The sequence below is a fragment of the Micromonospora olivasterospora genome (assembly GCF_007830265.1).
GTDB classification, from domain to species: Bacteria; Actinomycetota; Actinomycetes; order Mycobacteriales; family Micromonosporaceae; genus Micromonospora; species Micromonospora olivasterospora.
In genome coordinates this window covers 5724082-5744503 of the sequence record NZ_VLKE01000001.1, presented here as the reverse complement: position 1 = coordinate 5744503, position 20422 = coordinate 5724082, and the positions used below count along the sequence as shown (strand labels likewise).

23 protein-coding genes, 1 pseudogene and 1 riboswitch are annotated in these 20422 nt (G+C 72.3%); of the genes and pseudogenes, 19 read left to right on the top strand and 5 right to left on the bottom strand.

What is annotated here, in order from left to right:
- Positions 1–268: 268 nt before the first annotated feature.
- The 14 genes from clsA (at position 269) to gcvP (ending at position 13439) form a co-directional block, all read left to right on the top strand.
- The gene (gene clsA, locus JD77_RS26345) at positions 269–922 is read left to right on the top strand and encodes a cardiolipin synthase ClsA (RefSeq protein WP_387227865.1); all 654 of its coding nucleotides are present in this window, start codon (positions 269–271) and stop codon (positions 920–922) included.
- A complete protein-coding gene (locus JD77_RS26340) occupies positions 919–1887 on the top strand; it encodes a DUF881 domain-containing protein (RefSeq protein ID WP_145776615.1) in 969 nt (322 codons plus the stop codon). The genes clsA and JD77_RS26340 overlap by 4 nt, the downstream gene beginning before the upstream one ends.
- Complete coding sequence (locus JD77_RS26335; protein WP_091426880.1) at positions 1884–2216, top strand: small basic family protein; 333 nt, start codon at positions 1884–1886, stop codon at positions 2214–2216. Before JD77_RS26340 ends, JD77_RS26335 begins: the two co-directional genes overlap by 4 nt.
- Before the next feature lie 11 nt (positions 2217–2227).
- Entirely contained in the window at positions 2228–3151 is a 924-nt protein-coding gene (locus JD77_RS26330) for a DUF881 domain-containing protein (protein WP_145776614.1), read from the top strand.
- Positions 3152–3219: 68 nt separating this feature from the next.
- A complete protein-coding gene (gcvH, locus tag JD77_RS26325) occupies positions 3220–3600 on the top strand; it encodes a glycine cleavage system protein GcvH (RefSeq protein WP_145776613.1) in 381 nt (126 codons plus the stop codon).
- A 210-nt stretch (positions 3601–3810) separates the two neighbouring features.
- Positions 3811–4263 (top strand): oxoglutarate dehydrogenase inhibitor Odhl, encoded by a 453-nt coding sequence (gene odhI / locus JD77_RS26320; protein WP_007071101.1) that lies wholly within the window; start codon positions 3811–3813, stop codon positions 4261–4263.
- A gap of 50 nt (positions 4264–4313) precedes the next feature.
- On the top strand, positions 4314–5018 hold the full coding sequence (ftsR, locus tag JD77_RS26315; protein WP_211372851.1) for a transcriptional regulator FtsR: 705 nt from the start codon (positions 4314–4316) through the stop codon (positions 5016–5018).
- 250 nt (positions 5019–5268) lie between these two features.
- Positions 5269–5733, top strand: coding sequence for a bifunctional nuclease family protein (locus tag JD77_RS26310; RefSeq protein WP_073833177.1), 465 nt, complete (start codon positions 5269–5271; stop codon positions 5731–5733).
- 203 nt (positions 5734–5936) lie between these two features.
- The gene (locus JD77_RS26305) at positions 5937–6524 is read left to right on the top strand and encodes a MerR family transcriptional regulator (RefSeq protein WP_145776611.1); all 588 of its coding nucleotides are present in this window, start codon (positions 5937–5939) and stop codon (positions 6522–6524) included.
- 460 nt (positions 6525–6984) lie between these two features.
- The gene (locus JD77_RS26300) at positions 6985–7380 is read left to right on the top strand and encodes a group I truncated hemoglobin (RefSeq protein WP_145776610.1); all 396 of its coding nucleotides are present in this window, start codon (positions 6985–6987) and stop codon (positions 7378–7380) included.
- 2 nt (positions 7381–7382) lie between these two features.
- The gene (locus JD77_RS26295) at positions 7383–8549 is read left to right on the top strand and encodes a globin domain-containing protein (protein WP_145776609.1); all 1167 of its coding nucleotides are present in this window, start codon (positions 7383–7385) and stop codon (positions 8547–8549) included.
- A gap of 52 nt (positions 8550–8601) precedes the next feature.
- Complete coding sequence (locus tag JD77_RS26290) at positions 8602–9390, top strand: DivIVA domain-containing protein (protein ID WP_211372678.1); 789 nt, start codon at positions 8602–8604, stop codon at positions 9388–9390.
- A gap of 105 nt (positions 9391–9495) precedes the next feature.
- Entirely contained in the window at positions 9496–10359 is an 864-nt protein-coding gene (locus JD77_RS26285) for an NAD-dependent protein deacetylase (protein ID WP_387227893.1), read from the top strand.
- A gap of 74 nt (positions 10360–10433) precedes the next feature.
- A riboswitch (glycine riboswitch) is annotated at positions 10434–10532 on the top strand.
- An 84-nt stretch (positions 10533–10616) separates the two neighbouring features.
- A complete protein-coding gene (gene gcvP / locus JD77_RS26280; protein ID WP_145776607.1) occupies positions 10617–13439 on the top strand; it encodes an aminomethyl-transferring glycine dehydrogenase in 2823 nt (940 codons plus the stop codon).
- 107 nt (positions 13440–13546) lie between these two features.
- Here gcvP and JD77_RS26275 read toward each other — a convergent pair whose 3' ends face one another.
- On the bottom strand, positions 13547–13747 hold the full coding sequence (locus JD77_RS26275; protein WP_145776606.1) for a DUF5999 family protein: 201 nt from the start codon (positions 13745–13747) through the stop codon (positions 13547–13549).
- 123 nt (positions 13748–13870) lie between these two features.
- Here JD77_RS26275 and JD77_RS26270 point away from each other — a divergent pair.
- Positions 13871–15078: pseudogene (locus JD77_RS26270) on the top strand (chorismate-binding protein).
- 10 nt (positions 15079–15088) lie between these two features.
- Positions 15089–15598, top strand: coding sequence for a peptide deformylase (def, locus tag JD77_RS26265; RefSeq protein ID WP_145776605.1), 510 nt, complete (start codon positions 15089–15091; stop codon positions 15596–15598).
- Positions 15599–15638: 40 nt separating this feature from the next.
- Here def and JD77_RS26260 read toward each other — a convergent pair whose 3' ends face one another.
- On the bottom strand, positions 15639–16814 hold the full coding sequence (locus JD77_RS26260) for an erythromycin esterase family protein (RefSeq protein WP_145776604.1): 1176 nt from the start codon (positions 16812–16814) through the stop codon (positions 15639–15641).
- Between the two features lie 90 nt (positions 16815–16904).
- On the opposite strand from JD77_RS26260, the gene JD77_RS26255 reads away from it, so the two are divergent.
- Positions 16905–17588: a TioE family transcriptional regulator gene (locus tag JD77_RS26255; RefSeq protein WP_145776603.1), complete on the top strand. Its 684-nt coding sequence runs from the start codon at positions 16905–16907 to the stop codon at positions 17586–17588.
- A gap of 71 nt (positions 17589–17659) precedes the next feature.
- On the opposite strand, the gene JD77_RS34195 is transcribed toward JD77_RS26255, so the two are convergent.
- Complete coding sequence (locus tag JD77_RS34195) at positions 17660–17812, bottom strand: GNAT family N-acetyltransferase (RefSeq protein ID WP_246140964.1); 153 nt, start codon at positions 17810–17812, stop codon at positions 17660–17662.
- Between the two features lie 41 nt (positions 17813–17853).
- On the opposite strand from JD77_RS34195, the gene JD77_RS34190 reads away from it, so the two are divergent.
- A complete protein-coding gene (locus JD77_RS34190; protein ID WP_246140962.1) occupies positions 17854–18360 on the top strand; it encodes a hypothetical protein in 507 nt (168 codons plus the stop codon).
- Between the two features lie 95 nt (positions 18361–18455).
- On the opposite strand, the gene JD77_RS26245 is transcribed toward JD77_RS34190, so the two are convergent.
- Positions 18456–18818: a winged helix-turn-helix transcriptional regulator gene (locus JD77_RS26245; RefSeq protein ID WP_145776602.1), complete on the bottom strand. Its 363-nt coding sequence runs from the start codon at positions 18816–18818 to the stop codon at positions 18456–18458.
- A gap of 94 nt (positions 18819–18912) precedes the next feature.
- Here JD77_RS26245 and JD77_RS26240 point away from each other — a divergent pair, with 94 nt between their 5' ends.
- Entirely contained in the window at positions 18913–19512 is a 600-nt protein-coding gene (locus JD77_RS26240) for a malonic semialdehyde reductase (RefSeq protein ID WP_145776601.1), read from the top strand.
- 40 nt (positions 19513–19552) lie between these two features.
- Here JD77_RS26240 and JD77_RS26235 read toward each other — a convergent pair whose 3' ends face one another.
- Positions 19553–20236, bottom strand: coding sequence for a sulfite exporter TauE/SafE family protein (locus JD77_RS26235; protein ID WP_281292125.1), 684 nt, complete (start codon positions 20234–20236; stop codon positions 19553–19555).
- Positions 20237–20422 lie beyond the last annotated feature (186 nt).

The following is a 20422-nucleotide window of genomic DNA, read 5'->3' as shown; positions in this document are numbered from 1 at the left end:
CACAAGTTTCCCAGGACGCTCTACGCCGCGTGACCCCCACCGCGACAGCCAGCGGACCGCGCCGACAAAGCGGCCTCCGGGGAGGCGAAAACGAGCCCGATATAGTGGCAGCGCAACGTGCTGGCCCGGGATCGTGGTGATCACGGGCCGCACCAGGGGAGGTCCCAGCCCGGGATCGCACAGGCGCCGGCGAGAGCCGGCCCGGCAACGCGCACGTGCCTCCGCAGCGCCCGTCGCGGCGCCGGATCGTGCTGCGGAGGGAGGTTCGGTGTCGCGTCGGCCGGCGGGGGCGCAGCCCTCGGAGTACACCGGCGGCCCCGGCGCCGCGCCGAGCGGGGACCGGGTGCTCACGCTGCCCAACCTGATCAGCTTCGTCCGGCTGCTCGGCGTGCCGCTCTTCCTCTACCTGCTGCTGGTCGCGCACGCCGACGTCGCCGCCGTGGTGGTGCTCGCGATCGGCGGCACGACGGACTGGGTGGACGGGTGGATCGCCCGCCGGCTGCGTCAGGTCAGTCGCCTCGGCGAGCTGCTCGATCCGCTCGCCGACCGGCTCTACATCCTGGCGACCCTGCTGGCGTTCACGGCCCGGGAGGTGGTGCCGTGGCAGTTCACGGCGGCGCTGTTGGCCCGGGAGCTGCTGTTGCTGGGCTCGCTGGGGGTGCTGCGCCGGCACGGGTACGGCCCGCCGCCGGTGCACTACGTGGGCAAGACGGCGACGTTCCTGTTGCTGGCCGCGTTCCCGACCCTGTTGCTGGCGCACGCCACGACGGCGGTCACGGCGACGGCCGCCGGCGCGGTCGGCTGGGGCCTGGCGTGGTGGGGTCTGGTGCTGTACTGGGCGGCCGGCGGGCTCTACGTGGTGCAGGCGGCGCGGCTGGTGCGGGCGGCGCGGGCCGCCGGGCCGGGGGGAGTGGCGGCATGACGGGCCCGCAGCGCGCGTCGGCGGAGAAGTCCGGCGCGGGCCGGCCGGCGAGCCGGGTGTTCACGCCGGACTTCCTGACGGAGTTGTTCCGCAATCCGCTGGACCCGGGATACGAGGACGCGGCGGCCCGGCGCCGGGAGTCGCCGCCGCCGGCGGGTTGGCGGCGGGCCTCGACGCGTTCGGTGAGCCTGCTGGTGATCGTGGTGGTGGGTTTCCTGTTCGCGGTGGCGTACCGGCAGACGATGGCCGAGGAGCCGGGGCGCAACACGGCCCGGGCGGGTCTGGTGGCGCAGATCAAGGAGCGCGAGGCGGAGACGGACGAGTTGGCGGCGCGGGCGGACCAGTTGCGGGAGGAGGTCGGCCGGCAGCGCGACGCGGCGTTGAGCGGTTCGCAGGCGTCCCGGCTGCGCACGCTGGAGGCGGGCACCGGGCTGGGTCGGGTGCGCGGTGACGGTGTGGTGGTGCGCCTGGCGGACGCGCCGGCGAAGGACAAGGACGCGGTGACGGGGTCGTCGGGTGGTCCGCCGCGGGTGTTGTACACGGATCTGCAGAAGGTGGCCAACGACCTGTGGGCGTCGGGCGCGGAGGCGGTGGCGATCAACGGTCAGCGGTTGACGGCGACGTCGACGATCCGGTCGGCGGGTGAGGCGATCCTGGTGGATTTCCGTCCGGTGACGGGTCCGTACGAGGTGTCGGCGATCGGGCCGAGGTCGTTGCGGGACCGGTTCGAGGACAGTCGGGCGGCGTACCTGATGCGGGACCTGGTGGAGTCGGTGGGGTTGTCGTTCCAGGTGCGTGAGGTGGACGACCTCACCCTGCCGGCGGCTCCGGAGCCACGGCTACGCTACGCCGAGCCGTCGGTCAGTCCGAGTCCGCTCGTGTCGGGTTCGCCGGCCGCGCCGAAGTCCAGTCCCGGGCCGTCCGGTTCGGGTTCGTCTCCCAGCCCCTCCGGAGGTGGCCGATGATCGCGGTGCTGGCGTTGCTCGCCGGTGTGGTCCTCGGGGTGTACCTCGACCCCACTGTTCCCGCGGCGTTGCAGCCGTACCTGCCGATCGCCGTGGTGGCCGCGTTGGACGCGGTGTTCGGCGGGGTGCGGGCGAAGCTGGATCGGATCTTCGACGACAAGCAGTTCGTGGTGTCGTTCATCTCGAACGTGCTGGTGGCGGCTCTGATCGTGTATCTGGGTGACCAGTTGGGGGTGGGTGGGCAGTTGTCCACCGGTGTGGTGGTCGTGCTCGGGGTGCGCATCTTCGGCAACGTGGCGGCGATCCGTCGGCACCTGTTCCGGGCGTAGGGTTCGTGGGGATGAGCGAGGAGCAGAGCGAGACGGGTACCGGGTGGCCGTCGGTGGTTCCGGGGCGTCCGGGTGGGCCGGCGGGGGAGCCTGATCCGCGGCCGCAGGCGCCGGATTCGGATGAGGTGAGCCCGTTGGCGCCGGAGGCTGAGCCGGGTGAGGGGCGGCCGGAGTCGCCGGAGGTCGAGTCGGAGTCGGCCTCCGAGGGGTCGGCCGGCGGGTCGGCCGCGGCGGCGGGCCGGCGGTTCACCTCGGCCGGGGTGATGATCGCGCTGTTGCTGGGTTTGTTGGGCTTCACGCTGGTGGTGCAGTTGCGGACGACGTCGACGGATCCGACGGCGGCGGCGACGCGGCAGGAGGACCTGGTTCGGATCTTCTCGGATCTGGATTCGCGGGAGAAGCGGCTGCGGCAGGACATCGAGTCGTTGGAGGAGAGCCAGCGGCAGTTGCGCTCGGGTGAGCAGGGTCGGCAGGCGGCGTTGGAGGAGGCGACCCGTCGCGCGGACGAGTTGGGGATCCTGGCGGGGATTCTGCCGGCGCGGGGGCCGGGGTTGGAGGTGCGGTTCGAGGCGGGGGCGAAGCCGATCTCGGCGTACCGGATCCTGGACGCGGTGCAGGAGTTGCGGGGCGCGGGCGCGGAGGCGATGCAGATTTCGGCGGGGGATCGGGCGACGGTGCGGATCATCGCGTCGACGTACTTCCTGGACGGGGCGGACGGTTCGTTGGTGGTGGACGGGCGGCGGTTGACGGGTCCGTTCACGATCACGGTGATCGGTGATCCGACGACGATGGAGACCGCGTTGAGGATTCCGGGCGGGGTGGCCGCATCGGTTGCCGGTGACGGCGGTACCGTGATCGTCGAGGAGCGTGAGGTTGCCGAGGTTTCGGCGCTGCACGCGCCTGTGAAGTTGGAGCATGCCCGTCCGGTCTCCTGACCGGTACGGGCCACGCCGGTTCTTCCGGTGCAACGCGATGGTCGGCACGACGATGAAGGACGCGTCTGGTGATTCCTGAGGATCTGCGGTACACCGCCGAGCACGAGTGGGTGGCGGGTGACGGGTCGGGTTCGGTCCGGGTCGGCATCACGCACTTCGCGCAGGACGCGCTGGGTGACATCGTGTACGTCCAGTTGCCGGAGGAGGGCGCGGAGGTCGCCGCGGGTGACTCGTTGGGTGAGATCGAGTCGACGAAGAGTGTGTCGGAGATCTACGCCCCGGTCAGTGGGACGGTGGCGGCGCGCAACGAGGCGTTGGCGGACGCTCCTGAGGTGATCAACTCGGATCCGTACGGTGCGGGTTGGTTGGTGGAGATCACACCGAGTGATCCGGCGGCGGTGGACGGGTTGTTGACCGCCGGTGCGTACCGGGAGCTCACCGAGAGCTGAGTGTCCGTTGGGCGTGTGGGGTTGTTTCCGCGCGTCCGGTTGCCCTGCTTTTCGGCGCTGGCTAGGCTCGCCCAGTCGACCGAGAATCAAATAGTTGAGCGTTGCGGAATTGCCTTTGCGGGCACGGGGAGCCAGCCGCCGGGGTGTGTGCCCGGCGGCCAGACCCGCCATTACCCGACGCCGACGCGAAACAGATCCGTGAGGTGATCCATGACGCGCCCAGACGACGAGTTCCCCCCGCTCGACGTCACTTCGACGCTCAATCTCGGTTCGCTCGACGAAGTGCTGGAGGGGCCGGACACCGATGTGGTGCCGAGCCGGATGTCCGGTTCGTTGCCGCCGGGGATGGCGCTGCTGGTGGTTCGTCGGGGTCCGAATGCGGGTGCCCGGTTCTTGTTGGATCATGATGTGACGACGAGTGGTCGGCACCCGGACAGTGACATCTTCCTGGACGATGTGACGGTGTCGCGGCGGCATGCCGAGTTCCACCGGGATGGTGGCACGTTCACGGTGCGGGACGTGGGGAGTTTGAACGGCACGTACGTGAACCGGGAGCGGGTGGAGGCGGCCACGTTGAGCAACGGTGACGAGGTGCAGATCGGTAAGTTCCGGGTGGTGTTCATCGCCGGTCCGCGTCCGGAGGAGGAGGCCGGCCGGGGGTGAACGAGCCTGCGGCTTCGATGCCGGCCGGGGTGTCCCGGTCCCAGGCGCTGATGAGCATCGGTGAGGTGCTGGCGCATCTGCGGGTGGAGTTTCCGGACGTCACGATCTCGAAGTTGCGGTTCCTGGAGGCCGAGGGGCTGGTGGAGCCGCAGCGGACGGCGGCGGGGTACCGGAAGTACAGCTGGGACGATGTGGCGCGGTTGCGGTTTGTGTTGACCGCGCAGCGGGACCAGTATCTGCCGTTGCGGGTGATCCGTGAGCAGCTTGCCGGTTGGGACGCGTCGGGTGACGGGCCGGCGCCGCCGCGGCCGGCGTTGGTGGCGGTGGGTCCGGGTGGTGAGGTGCCGGGCCGGGACGCGTCGGCGGAGCCGGCGGATTCGGCGCAGCTGCGGCTGGGGCGGTCGGATCTGATCGCGCGCAGTGGGGTCGAGGAGTCGACGCTGGCCGAGTTGGAGCGGCTGGGGTTGGTGGTGTCGGATCCGCCGGGTTGGTATGACGGGGATGCGTTGATCATCGCGCGGGCGGTGGCGGGTCTGGCGGCGTACGGGTTCCAGCCGCGGCATCTGCGGGGTTATCGGACGGCGGCGGATCGGGAGGTCGGTCTGTTCGCGCAGTTGGTGGCGCCGTTGGCGCGGCAGAGTGATCCGGCGGCGCGGGCGCGGGCGGCGGAGACGGCGCGTGAGTTGGTGGCGTTGTCGCAGCAGTTGCACGCGGCGTTGGTGCGGGTGGGGTTGCGGTCGACGTTGGGTCGGTGACCCCTGGTGGTGCTGCGCGGCTCGGGCGGTTGCCCGGGCCGCGTGGTGTTTGTGGGCGGGTCGGTCCGCGCGCCTCGGTGGGGGCGGTGGGAAAGATCTGGGTGTGGGTGCGTGTCGTAGGCTTGCCGGGGTAACCCCTTTCTGGCGCGGGGCGTGGTGCACGTAGCGCATGGGACGTGTGTGTCGCGGTCCGTGTACCGTGCAGGAAGGGCGCGGTGCGGGCGTAGGTGACAACGACACGGAGGCGGCGGTGCGCGAGCTGAGCGTGGTCGGGGTTCGGGTGGAGCTGCCCAGCAACCAGCCGATCGTCCTGCTGCGGGAGGTCGAGGGGGACCGCTATCTGCCGATCTGGATCGGCGCGGTCGAGGCGACGGCGATCGCTTACGAGCAGCAGGGGGTCAAGCCGGCCCGGCCGTTGACGCATGATCTTCTGCGGGACGTGTTGGCGGCGTTGCAGGCGCCGTTGCGGGCGGTGGAGATCACCGAGTTGAAGGAGAACGTCTTCTACGCCGATCTGTTGATCGGTGATGGGGTGCGGGTGTCGGCGCGGCCGAGCGATTCGATCGCGTTGGCGTTGCGGGTCGGGGCGCCGATTCGTTGTGCCGAGCAGGTCCTCAGTGAGGCGGGGATCGTGATCCCGGACGAGCAGGAGGACGAGGTGGAGAAGTTCCGGGAGTTCCTGGAGCAGGTGCGCCCGGAGGATTTCGCGGGCTGAGGTCTTCGCCGGTTCTGTTTTCGCGTCCCGGGTTGGTCACGGTGGGTGATCGTTCGGTGGTGTTTCTGATCTTTGCCGTGGTTGTGCGGCGTGTCGCGTCCTTTCCTGCCCGGTAACTCTTCAAGGGCGCTATAGGGTTGCCGTGTCGAGGGGTGCACGTCCCGGAAGCGACGTGTCACCGCACTGGCGGGGAGGTTGTCCGGATGCACGAGCCGCGAGATCCCGATCCTGGTAGGCAGCAGCACGGGGCGGGGGGTGGGCCGGCGGGGCCGGCGACTGAGGGTGACGGCGCGGTGGGCTACCGGGGTGTGACGGCGTGCCACGCGGTGGGTATCACGTATCGGCAGTTGGACTACTGGGCGCGGACGTCGCTGGTGGTGCCGAGCGTGCGGGACGCGTCGGGTTCGGGGACGTCTCGGCTGTACTCGTTCCGTGACCTGGTGGTGTTGAAGGTCGTGAAGCGTCTGTTGGACGCCGGGGTGTCGTTGCAGAACATCCGTAAGGCGATCGAGGCGTTGCGGTCGCGTGGGGTTGCCGATCTGGCGGGCATCACGTTGATCTCGGACGGGACGACGGTGTACGAGTGCCGGTCGCCGGAGGAGGTGGTCGACCTGTTGCAGGGCGGCCAGGGCGTGTTCGGCATCGCGATCGGCGGGGCGTTCAAGGAGATCGAGGGTTCGCTGTCGCATCTGCCTGCGGAGCCGGCGATGGGGTCGGTGCCGCAGGAGGAGGCGGCGGATCCGGTGGGCGACGAGTTGGCGGCGCGCCGGGCACGTCGGCGCGCGGGTTGAGCCGGCGCCCCGGTGGCGGGGTCTTTCGCCGGGGTGGGTGTGCAGGATCGCGTCGTGGCCGGGGGCCCGGCGCGATCTTTTGCGTGTGCCTGCATGTCGGGTTGCCGGGAGCGGGTCCCGGTGGGTGGGACGGGCGGCCGCGGTGCTCGGGGCCGGTCACCGCGCTGAGGTGCGACGGGTGGGCGGGCCGGTCCAGGGTGGAGGGTGTCACGCGGGCAGGTCTACCGCCGGTGGGTTTTGTGGGTGTGGGATGGGCGCGGCGGTGAACGGTCCTTCCGGAGGAGGAGCGCGCTGGCCGGTCGGTGGTTGCCAAAATTCTGATAGGCCGGCCGTGCCTTCGGGTGGGCGGCGCGCTAAGGTCCCACACGGTCGGCTGTCGCGACGTTACGGCACCTCCTATCAGCCGACCGGTTGCCCCTCCGCGCCGACCGGCGCGACCTTTCACCCGGAAGGAACGACCGTGACGGTTATCGAAGAGACCGCGCCATCGCACTACGAGCGGATTGGCGGTGCCAGTTCGGTCAAGGCCGCGGTGGCCCTGTTCTACGACAAGGTGCTCGCCGATCCGGAGCTGGCTGGCTACTTCGCCGACCTCAACATGGCCGAGCAGCGGCGGCACCTGGCGTTGATGCTGACTGTGGTGCTCGGCGGGCCGAACGAGTACGACGGCCGGGAGCTTGCCGAGGCACACCAGCCGTTGAACATCCCGGTGGCGCATTACCTCAAGGTCGGTGAGCACCTGACGGCGACGCTGACGGAGCTGGGTGTGCCGGGGGACATCATCGGTGACGTGCAGGTCGTCCTGGAGAAGGTGCAGGACCAGGTGGTGGCCCAGGGACGCGGAACGGGCGTCTGAGTGTGGACGCGGCACGGCTGAAGCAGAGCTGGTCCCAGGTCGCCGAGTTCGGTGACCTGGTGCCGCTCCACTTCTATTCGACGTTGTTCCTGGCCTACCCCGAGACCCGGCAGATGTTCCCGTCGAACATGGCCGGGCAGCGGGACCGGCTGGTGTCCGCGTTGGGGCACATCGTGTCCCACGTGGACCAGGTGGACAGCCTGGTGGGGTTCCTGCATGACCTCGGGGGCGACCACCGCAAGTTCGCGGTGCGCGCCGAGCACTACCCGGCGGTCGGGGAGGCGCTGCTGGCGACGTTGCGGCATTTCCTCGGCGAGGCGTGGACCGACGAGCTGACGCAGGACTGGACGGCCGCGTACGGGCTGATCTCGCAGGTGATGATCGACGGGGCGCAGGCGGCCGAGGCGGTGAATCCGCCGTGGTGGGTGGCCGAGATCCTTGGGCACGAGCGGCGGTCGTTCGACGTGGCGGTGCTGACGCTGCGTCCGCAGTATCTGCTGCCGTTCGCACCGGGTCAGTCGATCGGGGTGTCCCATCCGGCGGTGCGCGCGTGGCGGTACTACTCGCCGGCGAACGCGCCGCGTTCGGATGGGACGTTGGAGCTGCACGTGCGCGCGGCGCCCGGTGGCGCCGTGTCGTCGCGGCTGGTGTACGGGTGCGCGGTGAGTGATCAGATCCACCTGGCCGCCCCGGTGGGGGACCGGTTGACGCTGTGGCCGGCCGGAACGTCCGATCTGCTGTTGTTGGGCAGCGGCACCGGCTGGGCTCCGCTGAAGGCGCTGGTGGAGCAGGTCGCGGCGGAGGGTTCGCGCCGCCGGGTCGACCTGTATGTGGGGGCCCGGTCGCCTGGCGAGTTCTACGACAACGAGGCGATCGAGAAGCTGGCAGCCGTGTATCCGTGGTTGGCGGTCACCTACGTGGTGGGGCTGGACCCTCAGCGGCCGGCGGAGTCCGGGCACGTGGTGGACCGGGCGCTGGCCGACGGGGACTGGCGGTCCCGGCACGTCTACATCTGCGGCTCGGACGAGATGGTCGGTCATTCGGTGACGACGTTGGCCCGGGCGGGTTACCACGCCGGTCAGCTGCACCATGAGGGTTTCGGCAAGCATTGGTACGGGCCGACGTGGCGGACCGCGACCGCCCCTGACGATTCCGGAGGTGTCCGGTGAGCGTGAGGCGCGAGCTCGCGAGCCAAGCGGCCGCGAAGGGAAGGGGAGCCCGGTGAGCGCAACCCCGATCAGGAGGTATGACGGGGGTCAGGTCGCCAGCGTGCAGGTCCGGTTGACCCCGGACCGGGTGCGCCGGTGGGAGTTCAGCGCGGCGTCGTTCACCCGCCGCGGATACGATCCCAGCGACGTGGACCGGTTCCGGATGCAGGTGGCCGACGAGCTGGACATGCTGGCGACGCAGGTGGCGGACCTGCGGGCCGAGAACGGGCTGCTCAACGACCACCTGGAGCTGCACCGGCACGGGGTGATCCCGAGCAGCGGGGTGGCGGCGAAGCTGCCGGCGGCGAAGGAGGTCAACCTGCTGTCGGCGGCGCAGCGGGAGGCCGAGCAGATCATCGCCCAGGCGCATGACTACGCCCGGCGGGTGGCCGAGTACGCGCGGACGCAGTACGAGAGCTACGTGCGGGCGGCGGCGGAGGAGGCGAAGCAGGAGGCCGAGCGGGCGGTGGCGGACTACCGCAGCAGTGCCGGCGCGAGCTTCGACGACTCGGTGGCGACGCGGGAGGCGTTGCGGATCTTCGGCGAGATGATGGTCTCGCACATGCAGGCGGCGGCCCGGCATCTCGACGACGGTAGTGAGCAGCTGGCGCGGACCATGGAGCGGATTGCCGCGGAGGTGGGCGGGGCTGCCCCGGCGGGCGCCGCCGCGGCGGTTGGCGGCGGTGGCGTCTCGGCGGGTGGCACGCCGGCGGGTGCGCCCGCGGGTGGCACGCCGGTGGGTGCGCCGGTGGGTGGTGGCCGGGTGCGGGTGGCGTTGCCGCCCCAGCACCAGCAGCGCTGATCCCCGTGGTCGGCCCCCCGCGTCGGTGGGCCGACCACGGGCCGGCCGCGTGAGTATCGGCCCCACCGGGCGACGGCGGTCGCCCGGTGGAGGTGAGGGCAGCGGCTGAGGCAGCATGGACGGGTGACGGAGATCGACGCGTTGGCCCGGCTGCTCGCCGCCGGTGGGGTCGTGGTGTTGTCCGGCGCCGGGCTGTCCACCGAGTCCGGCATTCCGGACTACCGGGGGCCGAGCGGCGCGGCCCGCCGGCACACTCCGATGACCTATCAGGCGTTCACCGGCGACCCGGTGGCCCGCCGCCGGTACTGGGCGCGTAGCCACCTGGGGTGGCGCACGATCGCCCGGGCCGCGCCGAACGCGGGGCACCGGGCGGTGGCCCGGCTGCAACGGGCGGGGCTGGTCGAGGCGGTGATCACCCAGAACGTCGACGGGCTGCACACCGCGGCCGGGTCGACGTCGGTGGTGGAGTTGCACGGCCGCCTCGACGAGGTGGTGTGCCTGGACTGCGGCAACCTCACCTCCCGGCAGGAGCTGGACCGGCGGCTGCGGGAGGCGAACCCGGGGTTCGCCGCCGCCGCCGCGGCGGTCAACCCCGACGGGGACGTGGAGCTGCCGGACGGGGCGGTGGCGGGGTTCACCACGGTCGACTGCACGTTCTGCGGCACGGGGATGCTGAAACCGGACGTGGTGTTCTTCGGTGAGACGGTGCCGCCCGCGCGGGTGGCGCGCTGTTTCGACCTGGTGGACGGGGCCCGGTCGCTGCTGGTGCTCGGGTCGTCGTTGACGGTGATGTCGGGGCGCCGGTTCGTGATCCGCGCGGCGCGGCGGGGCATTCCGGTGGCGATCGTCAACCAGGGTGCGACCCGCGGCGACGGGTACGCGGCCGTGACGGTGGACGCGCCGCTGGGGCGGGTCCTGCCGGCGGTGGTCGACCGGGTCGCCGGGGCGGCCGCCGGCGCGCCGGCGTAGGGGCCGCCCCGGTCGGTCACCCGGCCCGGAGGCGCGGCGGCCGGGGCGGCGCTGGTAGCGTTGACCGCGCCGGTACCACCCACGTGGGAGAGACCGCCCGCGGTGCCGCGGGCGGCGCCGAAGGGGCAGATCCCTCCCCGGAACCTCTCAGGCAAAAGGACCTCGTGGGCAGGCACTGTGGAGCAGCCCCGCGCCGTGGGGGTGCGACTCAGGGGGAGGCCGACCCGTTCGACCTCATCCCCTCGGGAGCGTCGCCCATGACCGCAGAGCAGTTCGCCGCCCGTCACATCGGCCCCGACCCGCAGGCGGAGCGCCGCATGCTGCAGGCCGTCGGCTACGACTCGATCGACGAGCTGATGGACGCGGCGATCCCCGAGGTGATCCGCTGGCACGGCACCCTTGACCTGCCGGAGCCGGCCAGCGAGCACGACGCCCTGGCCGAGCTGCGGGCGCTGGCCGCCCGCAACACCGTCGCCGTGTCCATGATCGGCCTGGGGTATCACGGTACGCACACCCCGGCGGTGATCCGCCGTAACGTGCTGGAGAACCCGGCCTGGTACACGGCGTACACGCCGTACCAGCCGGAGATCAGCCAGGGCCGGCTGGAGGCGCTGCTGAACTTCCAGACGATGGTCACGGACCTGACGGGGCTGGCCACGGCGAACGCGTCGATGCTCGACGAGGGCACGGCGGCGGCGGAGGCGATGACCCTCGCCCGGCGGGCGTCGAAGAGCAGGAGCCCGGTGTACGTGGTCGACGCGGACACCCTCCCGCAGACCGTCGCGGTGATCATCGGCCGGGCGGAGCCGCTCGGCATCGACGTGCGGGTGCTCGACCTGGACGTGCAGGAGCTGCCGGCGGATTTCTTCGGCCTGCACCTGCAGTATCCGGGGGCGTCGGGGGCGGTACGCGACCACGGGGGTCTGGTCGCCGCCGCGCACGCCGCCGGGGCGCTGGTGACGGTGGCGGCGGACCTGCTGGCGTTGACGCTGCTGCGCCCGCCGGGGGAGGTCGGCGCCGACATCGCCGCGGGCACCACCCAACGGTTCGGGGTGCCGATGGGCTTCGGCGGCCCGCACGCCGGCTACCTGGCGGTGCGTGCCGGGCTGGAGCGGATGCTGCCGGGCCGGCTGGTGGGGGTGTCCCGCGACGCGGCCGGTGACCCGGCGTACCGGCTGGCGTTGCAGACCCGTGAGCAGCACATCCGGCGGGAGAAGGCGACCAGCAACATCTGCACCGCGCAGGTGCTGCTGGCGGTGATGGCCGGGATGTACGCCGTCTACCACGGCCCGGACGGGCTGCGTGAGATCGCCGAGCGCACGCACCGGATGGCGGCGCGGCTGGCCGGCGGCCTGCGTGACGGTGGCGTCGAGGTCGTCGACGTGCCGTTCTTCGACACGATCACCGCGGTGGTGCCGGGCCGGGCCGCCGAGGTGGTGGCCGCCGCCGCGCAGCGGCACGTCAATCTGCGGCTGGTCGACGCCGACCGGGTGGGGATCTCCTGCGACGAGACGACCACCCAGGCGCACCTGGACGCGGTGTGCGCCGCGTTCGGGGTGCCGGCCGCGCACGGGGAGACGGACACCCGGCTGCCGGAGGCGTTGCGGCGCACCAGTGACTTCCTGACCCATCCGGTGTTCCGCAGCCACCATTCGGAGACGGCGATGCTGCGGTACCTGCGGCGGCTGGCCGACTTCGACTACGCCCTGGACCGCGGCATGATCCCGTTGGGGTCGTGCACGATGAAGCTGAACGCCACCACCGAGATGGAGCCGGTGAGCTGGGCGGAGTTCGCCCACATCCACCCGTTCGCGCCGCCGGCGCAGACCGCCGGGTACCGGGAGCTGATCGCGCAGCTGGAGGGGTGGCTGGCGGAGGTGACCGGGTACGACGCGGTCAGCGTGCAGCCCAACGCGGGGTCGCAGGGGGAGTTGGCGGGGCTGCTGGCGATCCGCGCGTACCACCGTTCGCGGGGTGAGTGGCACCGGGACGTGTGCCTGATCCCGTCGTCGGCGCACGGCACGAACGCGGCGTCGGCGGTGATGGCGGGGATGCGGGTGGTCGTGGTGGGCTGCGACGCCGACGGCAACGTGGACCTGGTCGACCTCGACGCGAAGATCGACAAGCATCGGGACGCGCTCGCGGCGATCATGGTGACGTATCCGTCGACGCACGGGGTGTACGAGACGGGCATCGCGTCGCTGTGCGCGAAGGTCCACGACGCCGGTGGGCAGGTGTACGTCGACGGGGCGAATCTCAACGCGCTGGTCGGGTTCGCCAAGCCGGGCCGGTTCGGGGCGGACGTGTCGCACCTGAACCTGCACAAGACGTTCTGCATTCCGCACGGCGGCGGTGGGCCGGGGGTGGGCCCGGTGGCGGTGCGGGCGCACCTGGCGCCGTTCCTGCCGGGTGACCCGGCCGGTGCCCCGGGTGAGGGCGGGCCGGCGATCTCGGCGGCCCGTTACGGGTCGGCGGGGATCCTGCCGATTCCGTGGGCGTACCTGCGGATGATGGGGGCGGCGGGGCTGACCCGCGCGACGGGGGTGGCGGTGCTGGCCGCGAACTACGTGGCGGCGCGGTTGCGTGAGCATTTTCCGGTGCTGTACGCGGGCAACAAGGGCCTGGTGGCGCACGAGTGCATCCTGGACCTGCGTCCGCTGTCGAAGGCCAGCGGGGTGAGCGTGGACGACGTGGCGAAGCGGCTGATCGACTATGGTTTCCACGCGCCGACGATGTCGTTCCCGGTGGCGGGGACGCTGATGGTGGAGCCGACGGAGAGTGAGGACCTGGCCGAGGTGGACCGGTTCTGCGATGCGATGATCGCCATCCGGGGTGAAATCGACAAGGTGGCCTCGGGTGAGTGGCCGGCGGGGGACAATCCCCTGGTGAACGCGCCGCACACGGCGGCGATGGTGGCGGCCGACGAGTGGGGGCACGCGTACCCGCGGTCGGTGGGTGCGTACCCGGCGGGGGTGGATCGGGCGGGGCGGTACTGGCCGCCGGTGCGGCGTATCGACGGCGCGTACGGCGACCGGAACCTGGTGTGCTCGTGTCCGTCGCCGGAGGCGTTCGAGCTGTGACGGGCGGCGCCGGGGTGGCGCTGGTGGCGCCCCGGCCGGCGCGTGCGGGTGGGGCGCCGGCCGGCGTGCCCGGGTGACCGGCCCGGGTGCTGACGCTGAGTGATGGGTCAGGCGACCAGGGCGTGGCGGGCGGGGCCGCGGTGGGGGGCGATGGTCCGGCCGTCGGGGAGTAGTTCGCCGGTGTCCTCGAAGACGATGACGCCGTTGCAGAGTAGGCTCCAGCCCTGCTCAGGGAAGCAGGCGATGGCTCTGGCGGCTTCCCTGTCGGTGGCTTCAGCGGAGGGGCAGGTGGGTTGATGCTGGCACATCGGGTTCTCCGGACTGTGGGGGCACTGTGTCATGGTTCACATGACCAGTGACGCACAGTACCAAGCTATTGCGCGCAGCATCGAGCCGGTTCCCGTCATGTTGGCGGGAAATCCACTGAACGGATGAGGAAGAATGGGCCAGACGGTGTGGAAGCGCTCCCATTGACACGGGTCGACGCACCCGCCGCCCCGCACGGCTGCCGCGACCGGCTCGTCGAACGCGAGCGACTCGAGTGGCGCCTCGCCGACGGCGGCGACCCGGCCGCCCTCGCCGAGGCGTTCCTGACCGCCCACGGCCTCACCGCCGACGACCTCAACCGCCCGGCCGCCCACCACCCCGACAGGCCGTGCGGGGCCGCCCTGTACGTCTCCGCCGCCGCCGGCGCCATCCTGGCCGCCGGCCACCCCGGCGCGCCCAGCCCGCCCCCGCCCTACCCGACCTCGCCGTCGTCGTCTACGACCACGCCGCCGCCCCGGCCCCGGCCGCCCCCGCGCCCGGCCCGTGGTGGGTCGGGCCGTGGACACCCAGCTGGAGCGACCGCCAGCACGCCGACGCCGTCGCCGCCGTCCGGGCCGCCATCGGCCGCGGCGACGTCTACCAGGTCAACCTCGTCGGCCACGCCGCCGCCCCCTACACCGGCGACCCCCGCCCCGCCCTGGCCCGGCTGGCCCGCCTGCCCGGCGCCCGCTACGGCGGCACCCTGCACGGCCCCGGCTGGACGATCGGCAGCGCCTCCCCGGAGACCCTGATCGCCCTGCACGCCGGCCGGCTGGTCACCCGCCCCATCAAGGGCACCCGCCCCGCCACCGGCGCCGGACGCCGCGAACTGCTCGCCTCCGCCAAGGAACGCGCCGAACACATCATGATCGTCGACCTGGAACGCAACGACCTCGCCCGCGTCGCCGCCACCGGCAGCGTCACCGTCGACGAACTGTTCGCCGTACGCCGCTGGTGCGACCTGTGGCAGGCCGAATCCACCATCTCCGCCACCTGCGCCGACGGGCTCGGCCTGGCCGACCTGCTCCGCGCGGTCTGCCCCGGCGGGTCCGTCACCGGCGCCCCGAAACTGGCCGCCCTCGACGTGGTCGCCGCCTGCGAACCCGCCGGCCGCGGCGCCAGCATGGGCGCGCTGGGCTGGATCGGCCCCGGCCACCTCGACCTGGGCCTGACCATCCGCACCGCCGCCGCCGACGGCCACCTGCTGCACGCCTGGGCCGGCGGCGGCATCACCTGGGACAGCGACCCCGACGCCGAGGTCGCCGAGGCCGCCGCCAAGGCCCGCCCCGTACGCGCCGCCCTGGGCGGCGACCCCGCACCCGCGTACCGCTAGCCTGCCTACCATGACGATGCGGCCCATCCGGATCATCGGCGACCCGGTGCTGCGCACCGCCTGCGAGCCGGTGACCAGCTTCGACACCGAACTGCGCGCCCTGGTCGCCGACCTGATGGACACCCTGCTCGGCGCCCCCGGCCGCGCCGGCGTCGCCGCCCCGCAGATCGGCGTGCCGGTCCAGGTGTTCGTCTACGACGCCGACGGCCACCGCGGACACATGGTCAACCCGACCCTGGAGCTGTCCGACGAACCGCAGGACGACGACGAGGGCTGCCTGTCGATCCCCGGCCTGTACTTCCCGACCCGCCGCGCCATGCACGCCACCGCCCGCGGCATCGACCAGCACGGCGAACCGCTGACGATCTCCGGCAGCGGGTTCCTGGCCCGCGCCCTGCAACACGAGACCGACCACCTCGCCGGCCGCCTCTACGTCGACACCCTGCGCGGGGACGTCCGGCGCCGGGCGCTGCGGGAGATCCGCGCCGGCCGCTTCGACTCGCCCCGCCGCCGGGCCTGACGGCGCCGCGCGGGCACCTCTCCACGGCGCCCGCCCCCCATCAGCCCAGCGAACCCAGCCCGACCGCCTGCCGGAGGAAGACGACACCGTCGATCATGTCGAGGTGGGCCGGGTCCAGCGGGAAATAGGCGAAGTCGCGGGAACTGCGCGGTACGGCCTTCGTCGCCGCCCCGGCCAGGCGGCGGGCGTCGACGAGACAGTGATCCCACGGAAGCGTGGACAGGATGCCCTCGACGGTGTCCGGAGGCGGGGCGTCGTCGCCGACCGTGCCGAGGGCGGAGGCCAGGAAGGCGAACCGGTCACCCAGGTGGGTCGCGGTGATCGCCCCCGCGCTCCACCACTGCAGCACCTGCTCGCCGAACGGCATGAAGCTCTTGTTCCGCTGCAGGTGGAGGTTGCTGGCGAAGACCAGCGCCGGGCCGTGCCCGGCGACGGCACGCAGGTTGGCGGCCATCATCGCGTCCCGCAGGGCCGACAGCCGCGCCCACCGGGCCGGGGACGTGTCGGCCATCCAGTAGTGGTAGCGCAGCAGGCCGGTGGCGGTACGCCCGTACAGTGCCGCCCGCTCCCGGTCCTCCGCGCTCAGCAGCGGCGCCTGGGTGTCGAGCAGCGCCACCAGGTCGTCGGCGATCAGACGCAGCCGCTGGGCGTCGGCGGACCGGCCGATCGACCGGGACGGGTCCATGGCCGTGGCCTCGTTCGCCCACCGGTCGTCCGGGCCCAGCAGCGTGTCGAGGGTTTCCCTGGTCACCACCGTGCGGGGGAGCGGACCGTCGAGGAGGGCGTAGAGGCCGGTGAGCGCCTGGCGCGGGCTCGCCGCCCAGTACTCCAGAGGGCCGTCGAACCCGAAGAACCGGACCTTCTCATCGTGCTCCTCGTTGTACGCGCGCATCCAGCGCACGAGCTCCCGATTGGCCGGCGACGCGCCGAAGCCGTGGCTGAAGCCGCGTTCCATGACGTCGCCGAGGGTACCCGCGCCCGTCGTGACGAAGTCGTCCACCACGAGGCCCATGAGGCAGTCGCTCTCGATGGCGAACGACCGGTAGCCCTCGTGCTCGACCAGGTGTCGGAATATCTCGTTGCGCAACTCGCCCAACTCCCCGACGAAGTGCCGGGCCTCGCCGAGGCCGAGCAGCAGGGGCCGGGCGGGAAGCGACCGCAGGAATGCCGAGACGCCCGCGCCGTCGAGCGGCCGGGCCGCGTCCTTGATATCCATACCATTAACGATATCGTTGAACTCCCGATGTAAACTTTGTCTGGCAAACCCCGCTATTGTCGCGACAAACCTTCAACCGGTGATGCACCCATGAGGCCAGTGGACCTGGCGCGCGAGCACGGCCTGTCCACCCAGGCGGTCAGGAACTACGAGGACGCCGGCATCCTGCCCGCCGCCGAACGCACCGTCCACGGCTACCGCACCTACACGCCGCTGCACGCGCAAGCCCTGCGCGCGTTCCTCGCCCTCGCGCCCGGGCACGGTCACCGGACGGCCACGTCGGTCATGCAGGCGGTCAACCGGGGCGCCACCGACGACGCGTTTCGGCTCATCGACGAGAGCCACGGCCAGCTTCTCGACGACCGCCGCACCCTCCAGGCCGTCGACGCCGCGCTACGCGATCTGGCCCCCGTGCCGCAGGAACGCGGCGACACGTTCATCGGCCCCCTGGCGAGAAGGCTCGGCATCCGCCCCGCCACCCTGCGCACCTGGGAACGCGCCGGCGTGGTCCAACCGCGCCGCGACCCGCAGACGGGCTACCGCGTATACAGCGCGGCCGACGTACGGGACGCCCGCCTGGCCCACCAGCTCAGACGCGGCGGCTACCTGCTGGAGCGGATCGCCCCGCTGCTCGCCCAGGTCCGCTCCGCCGGAGGCGTCGCCCCGCTGGAGTCGGCCCTGCGCGACTGGCAGGCCCGCCTGTCCGCCCGGGGCCGCGCCATGCTCACCGGCGCCGCCCACCTCGACGCGTACCTGCGCGCCCGCGAACCCTGAGGCCGGATCAGGCCCACACCACACCACACCACGCCCCGCCGGGCCCGCCCCGAGCCAGCGCCCCGCGACGGTCACGCCCGGCGGCGCAGCCCGCACTCGGTGAAGTCGGCCACCCGCGTGAAGCCGAGCCGCTCGTACAGGCGCACCGCGGCGGTGTTGTCCGCCCGCACGTTGAGCGTCACATGGTCCACGCGGGCACGCAGCCGCGCGCACAGCGCGGACACCGACGCCGCGGCCAGGCCCCGGCCCCGCGCGCGGATGGGTGGTGACGTTACCCAGGGCGGCCACCCGCCAGGTGGGGGAGAACACGTGCACCCCGGCCACCGCGACCAGCTCCCCGGCGTCCCGCACACCCACGTACTGGCCCGTGTCCAGCATCCGCGGGTCGAACCAGTTCCCCGGGTACGCCACCGCGTACAGCTCCAGCAGCGCCGGCAGGTCCGCCCGGCCGAGCACCTCCCCGGCCGGGCCGACCTGCGCCAGCCGCGCCGGATCGGTCAACGCCATCCGGTGGTGCGCGGCGGCGTCGGACACCTCGTACCAGCGGGCCACCGTGGCGTCCAGGCCGGGAGACAGGTGCGCCCACAGCCGGGCCGGCAACACCGGGGCCAGCTCGTCCAACAGCGTCGCCAGTTCACCGGCCCGCTCCGGGGCGGCGAACGCCAGCAACGTCGGGGTGGCCACGCCGTGGTACAGCAGCGCCACCTGGTCGCCCCGGCGATACCACGACGTGTACGGCCAGAAGAAGTCGTCCAGGTCGCCCAGCTGGTAGGCGTGCAGCACCGGATCCCGGCCCAGCAGCTCGGCCAGGACGGCCCGGTCGTGTTCGGCGCGGACGGGCACCCGCCCATGATCACACAACCGGGGTCAGCAGCCGCCGGCGCGTCCCGCCTCGGCCGGCAGATTCTCGTGCGCCCACCGGGCGAGCGCCTCCAGCGCCGGCGCCAGGGCCGCCCCGCGGTCGGTGAGCTGATAGCTGACCCCCACCGGCGGGCCCTGGCGCACAGTGCGCGAGACCAGGCCCACCCGGCACAGCTCGCCGAGGCGGTCCGACAGCACCGACTCGCTGATACCGGGCAGCGCGCGGGCCAGCTCCGCGAAGCCCGCCGGCCCGACCGCGAGAGTGCCCAGCAGCACCCCGTTCCACCGCTTGCCGAGGAACGCGAAGGCCAGCGCCAGACCGGCGTCGCACGCGCGGGGGACCGCGCTCGCCTCGGGCCTCGTCGTCATGGCCCCAGGATACGCGCTACGCTGACGCGGCAATGCGCTACTAAAAAGCTAGCCCCTCCGGTAAGTGGAGCGGCTTCGCGAGAATGAGGAGCCCATGAGCGACCCGATCACCCTGCACCCCGACGCGCAGGCCCAACTGTTCACCGACGCCCGCACCGCCAACACCTTCACCGACGAACCCGTCACCGACGAACAACTGCGCGCCATCTTCGAACTCGCCAAGTACCCGCCCACCGCCGCCAACACCCAGCCACTGCGCGTCCTGTTCATCCGCGACGGCGAACCCCGCCAGCGACTGCTCACCCACATGGCCGAAGGCAACCGCGCCAAGACCGCCTCCGCCCCCGTCGTCGCCGTACTCGCCGCCGACACCGACTTCCACGAGTTCGTCCCCCGCGTCTTCCCGATCCGCCCCGAGATGCGCGACACCCTCGCCGGCGACCCCGCCGCCCGCGAACAGATGGCCCGCTTCAACGCCGCCCTCCAGATCGGCTACTGGCTACTCGCCGTCCGCGCCGCCGGCCTCGCCGCCGGGCCCATGGCCGGCTTCGACCACGCCGGCGTCGACAAGGACTTCTTCACCGACAACTCCTGGAAGTCCCTGCTCGTGGTCAACATCGGCAAGCCCGGCCCCGACGCCTGGTTCCCCCGACTGCCCCGCCTCGACTACGACGACGTCGTCCGCCACGCCTGACCCAACCAGCCACCCGCGGCGCCCCGGCCCCGCCCGAAACTCAGGCCGCCCGCCACTGGTCGTAACCCAACTTCGCCACCAACGCCCCCACCACCACCAGCAGCACCACCCGCACGAAGCCGGAGCCGCGCCGCAACGCCATCCGCGCGCCCAGCGCGGCTCCGGCGACGTTGCACACCGCCATCGCCGCCCCCAGCAGCCACCACACGTGCCCCGTCGCCGCGAACACCACCAACGCACCCAGGTTCGTACCCGCGTTGACCACCTTCGCCATCGCCGAGGCATGCACGAAATCCGCCCCGATCAGCGCCGTGAACGCCAACACCAGGAACGTGCCCGTACCCGGACCGATCAACCCGTCGTACAGCGCGATGCCCAACCCCGCCACCGCCACCGCCACCACGACCCGCACCCCCGTACGCCGGTGCGGATGAGCCACCACCCCCAACCGCGGCCGGGTCAGCACGAACAACACCGCCAACCCCGCCGCCGGCCCCGCCACCCGCCAGTCCAGCTTCGTACGCCGCCCATACGTCACCGCCGCCGTCGACGTACCGAAGATCGCCGCCAGCTTGTTCGTACCCAACGCCATCGCCACCGGCACCCCCGGCGCGGCCACCAGCAACGCCGGCAACAGCAGCAACCCGCCCCCGCCGACAACGGCATCGACCCAACCGGCCATCGCGGCCGCAGCGAGCAGGGTGGTCAGCGACAAGGGATCCACGGGCCGCCATTCTGCCCACCCACCCCCACCCGGCCCCGACCAGCGGGAAGCGCTGTGTCGCCCCTCACCGCCAGCAGGCACGCGCCCGGCGTCACCGGCCCCGGCGCCGCCGCAACCAGATCCCCACCCCACCCAGAGCCACGAACACCAGCACCGAACACAGCAACACCCTCAACACCCGGCAAC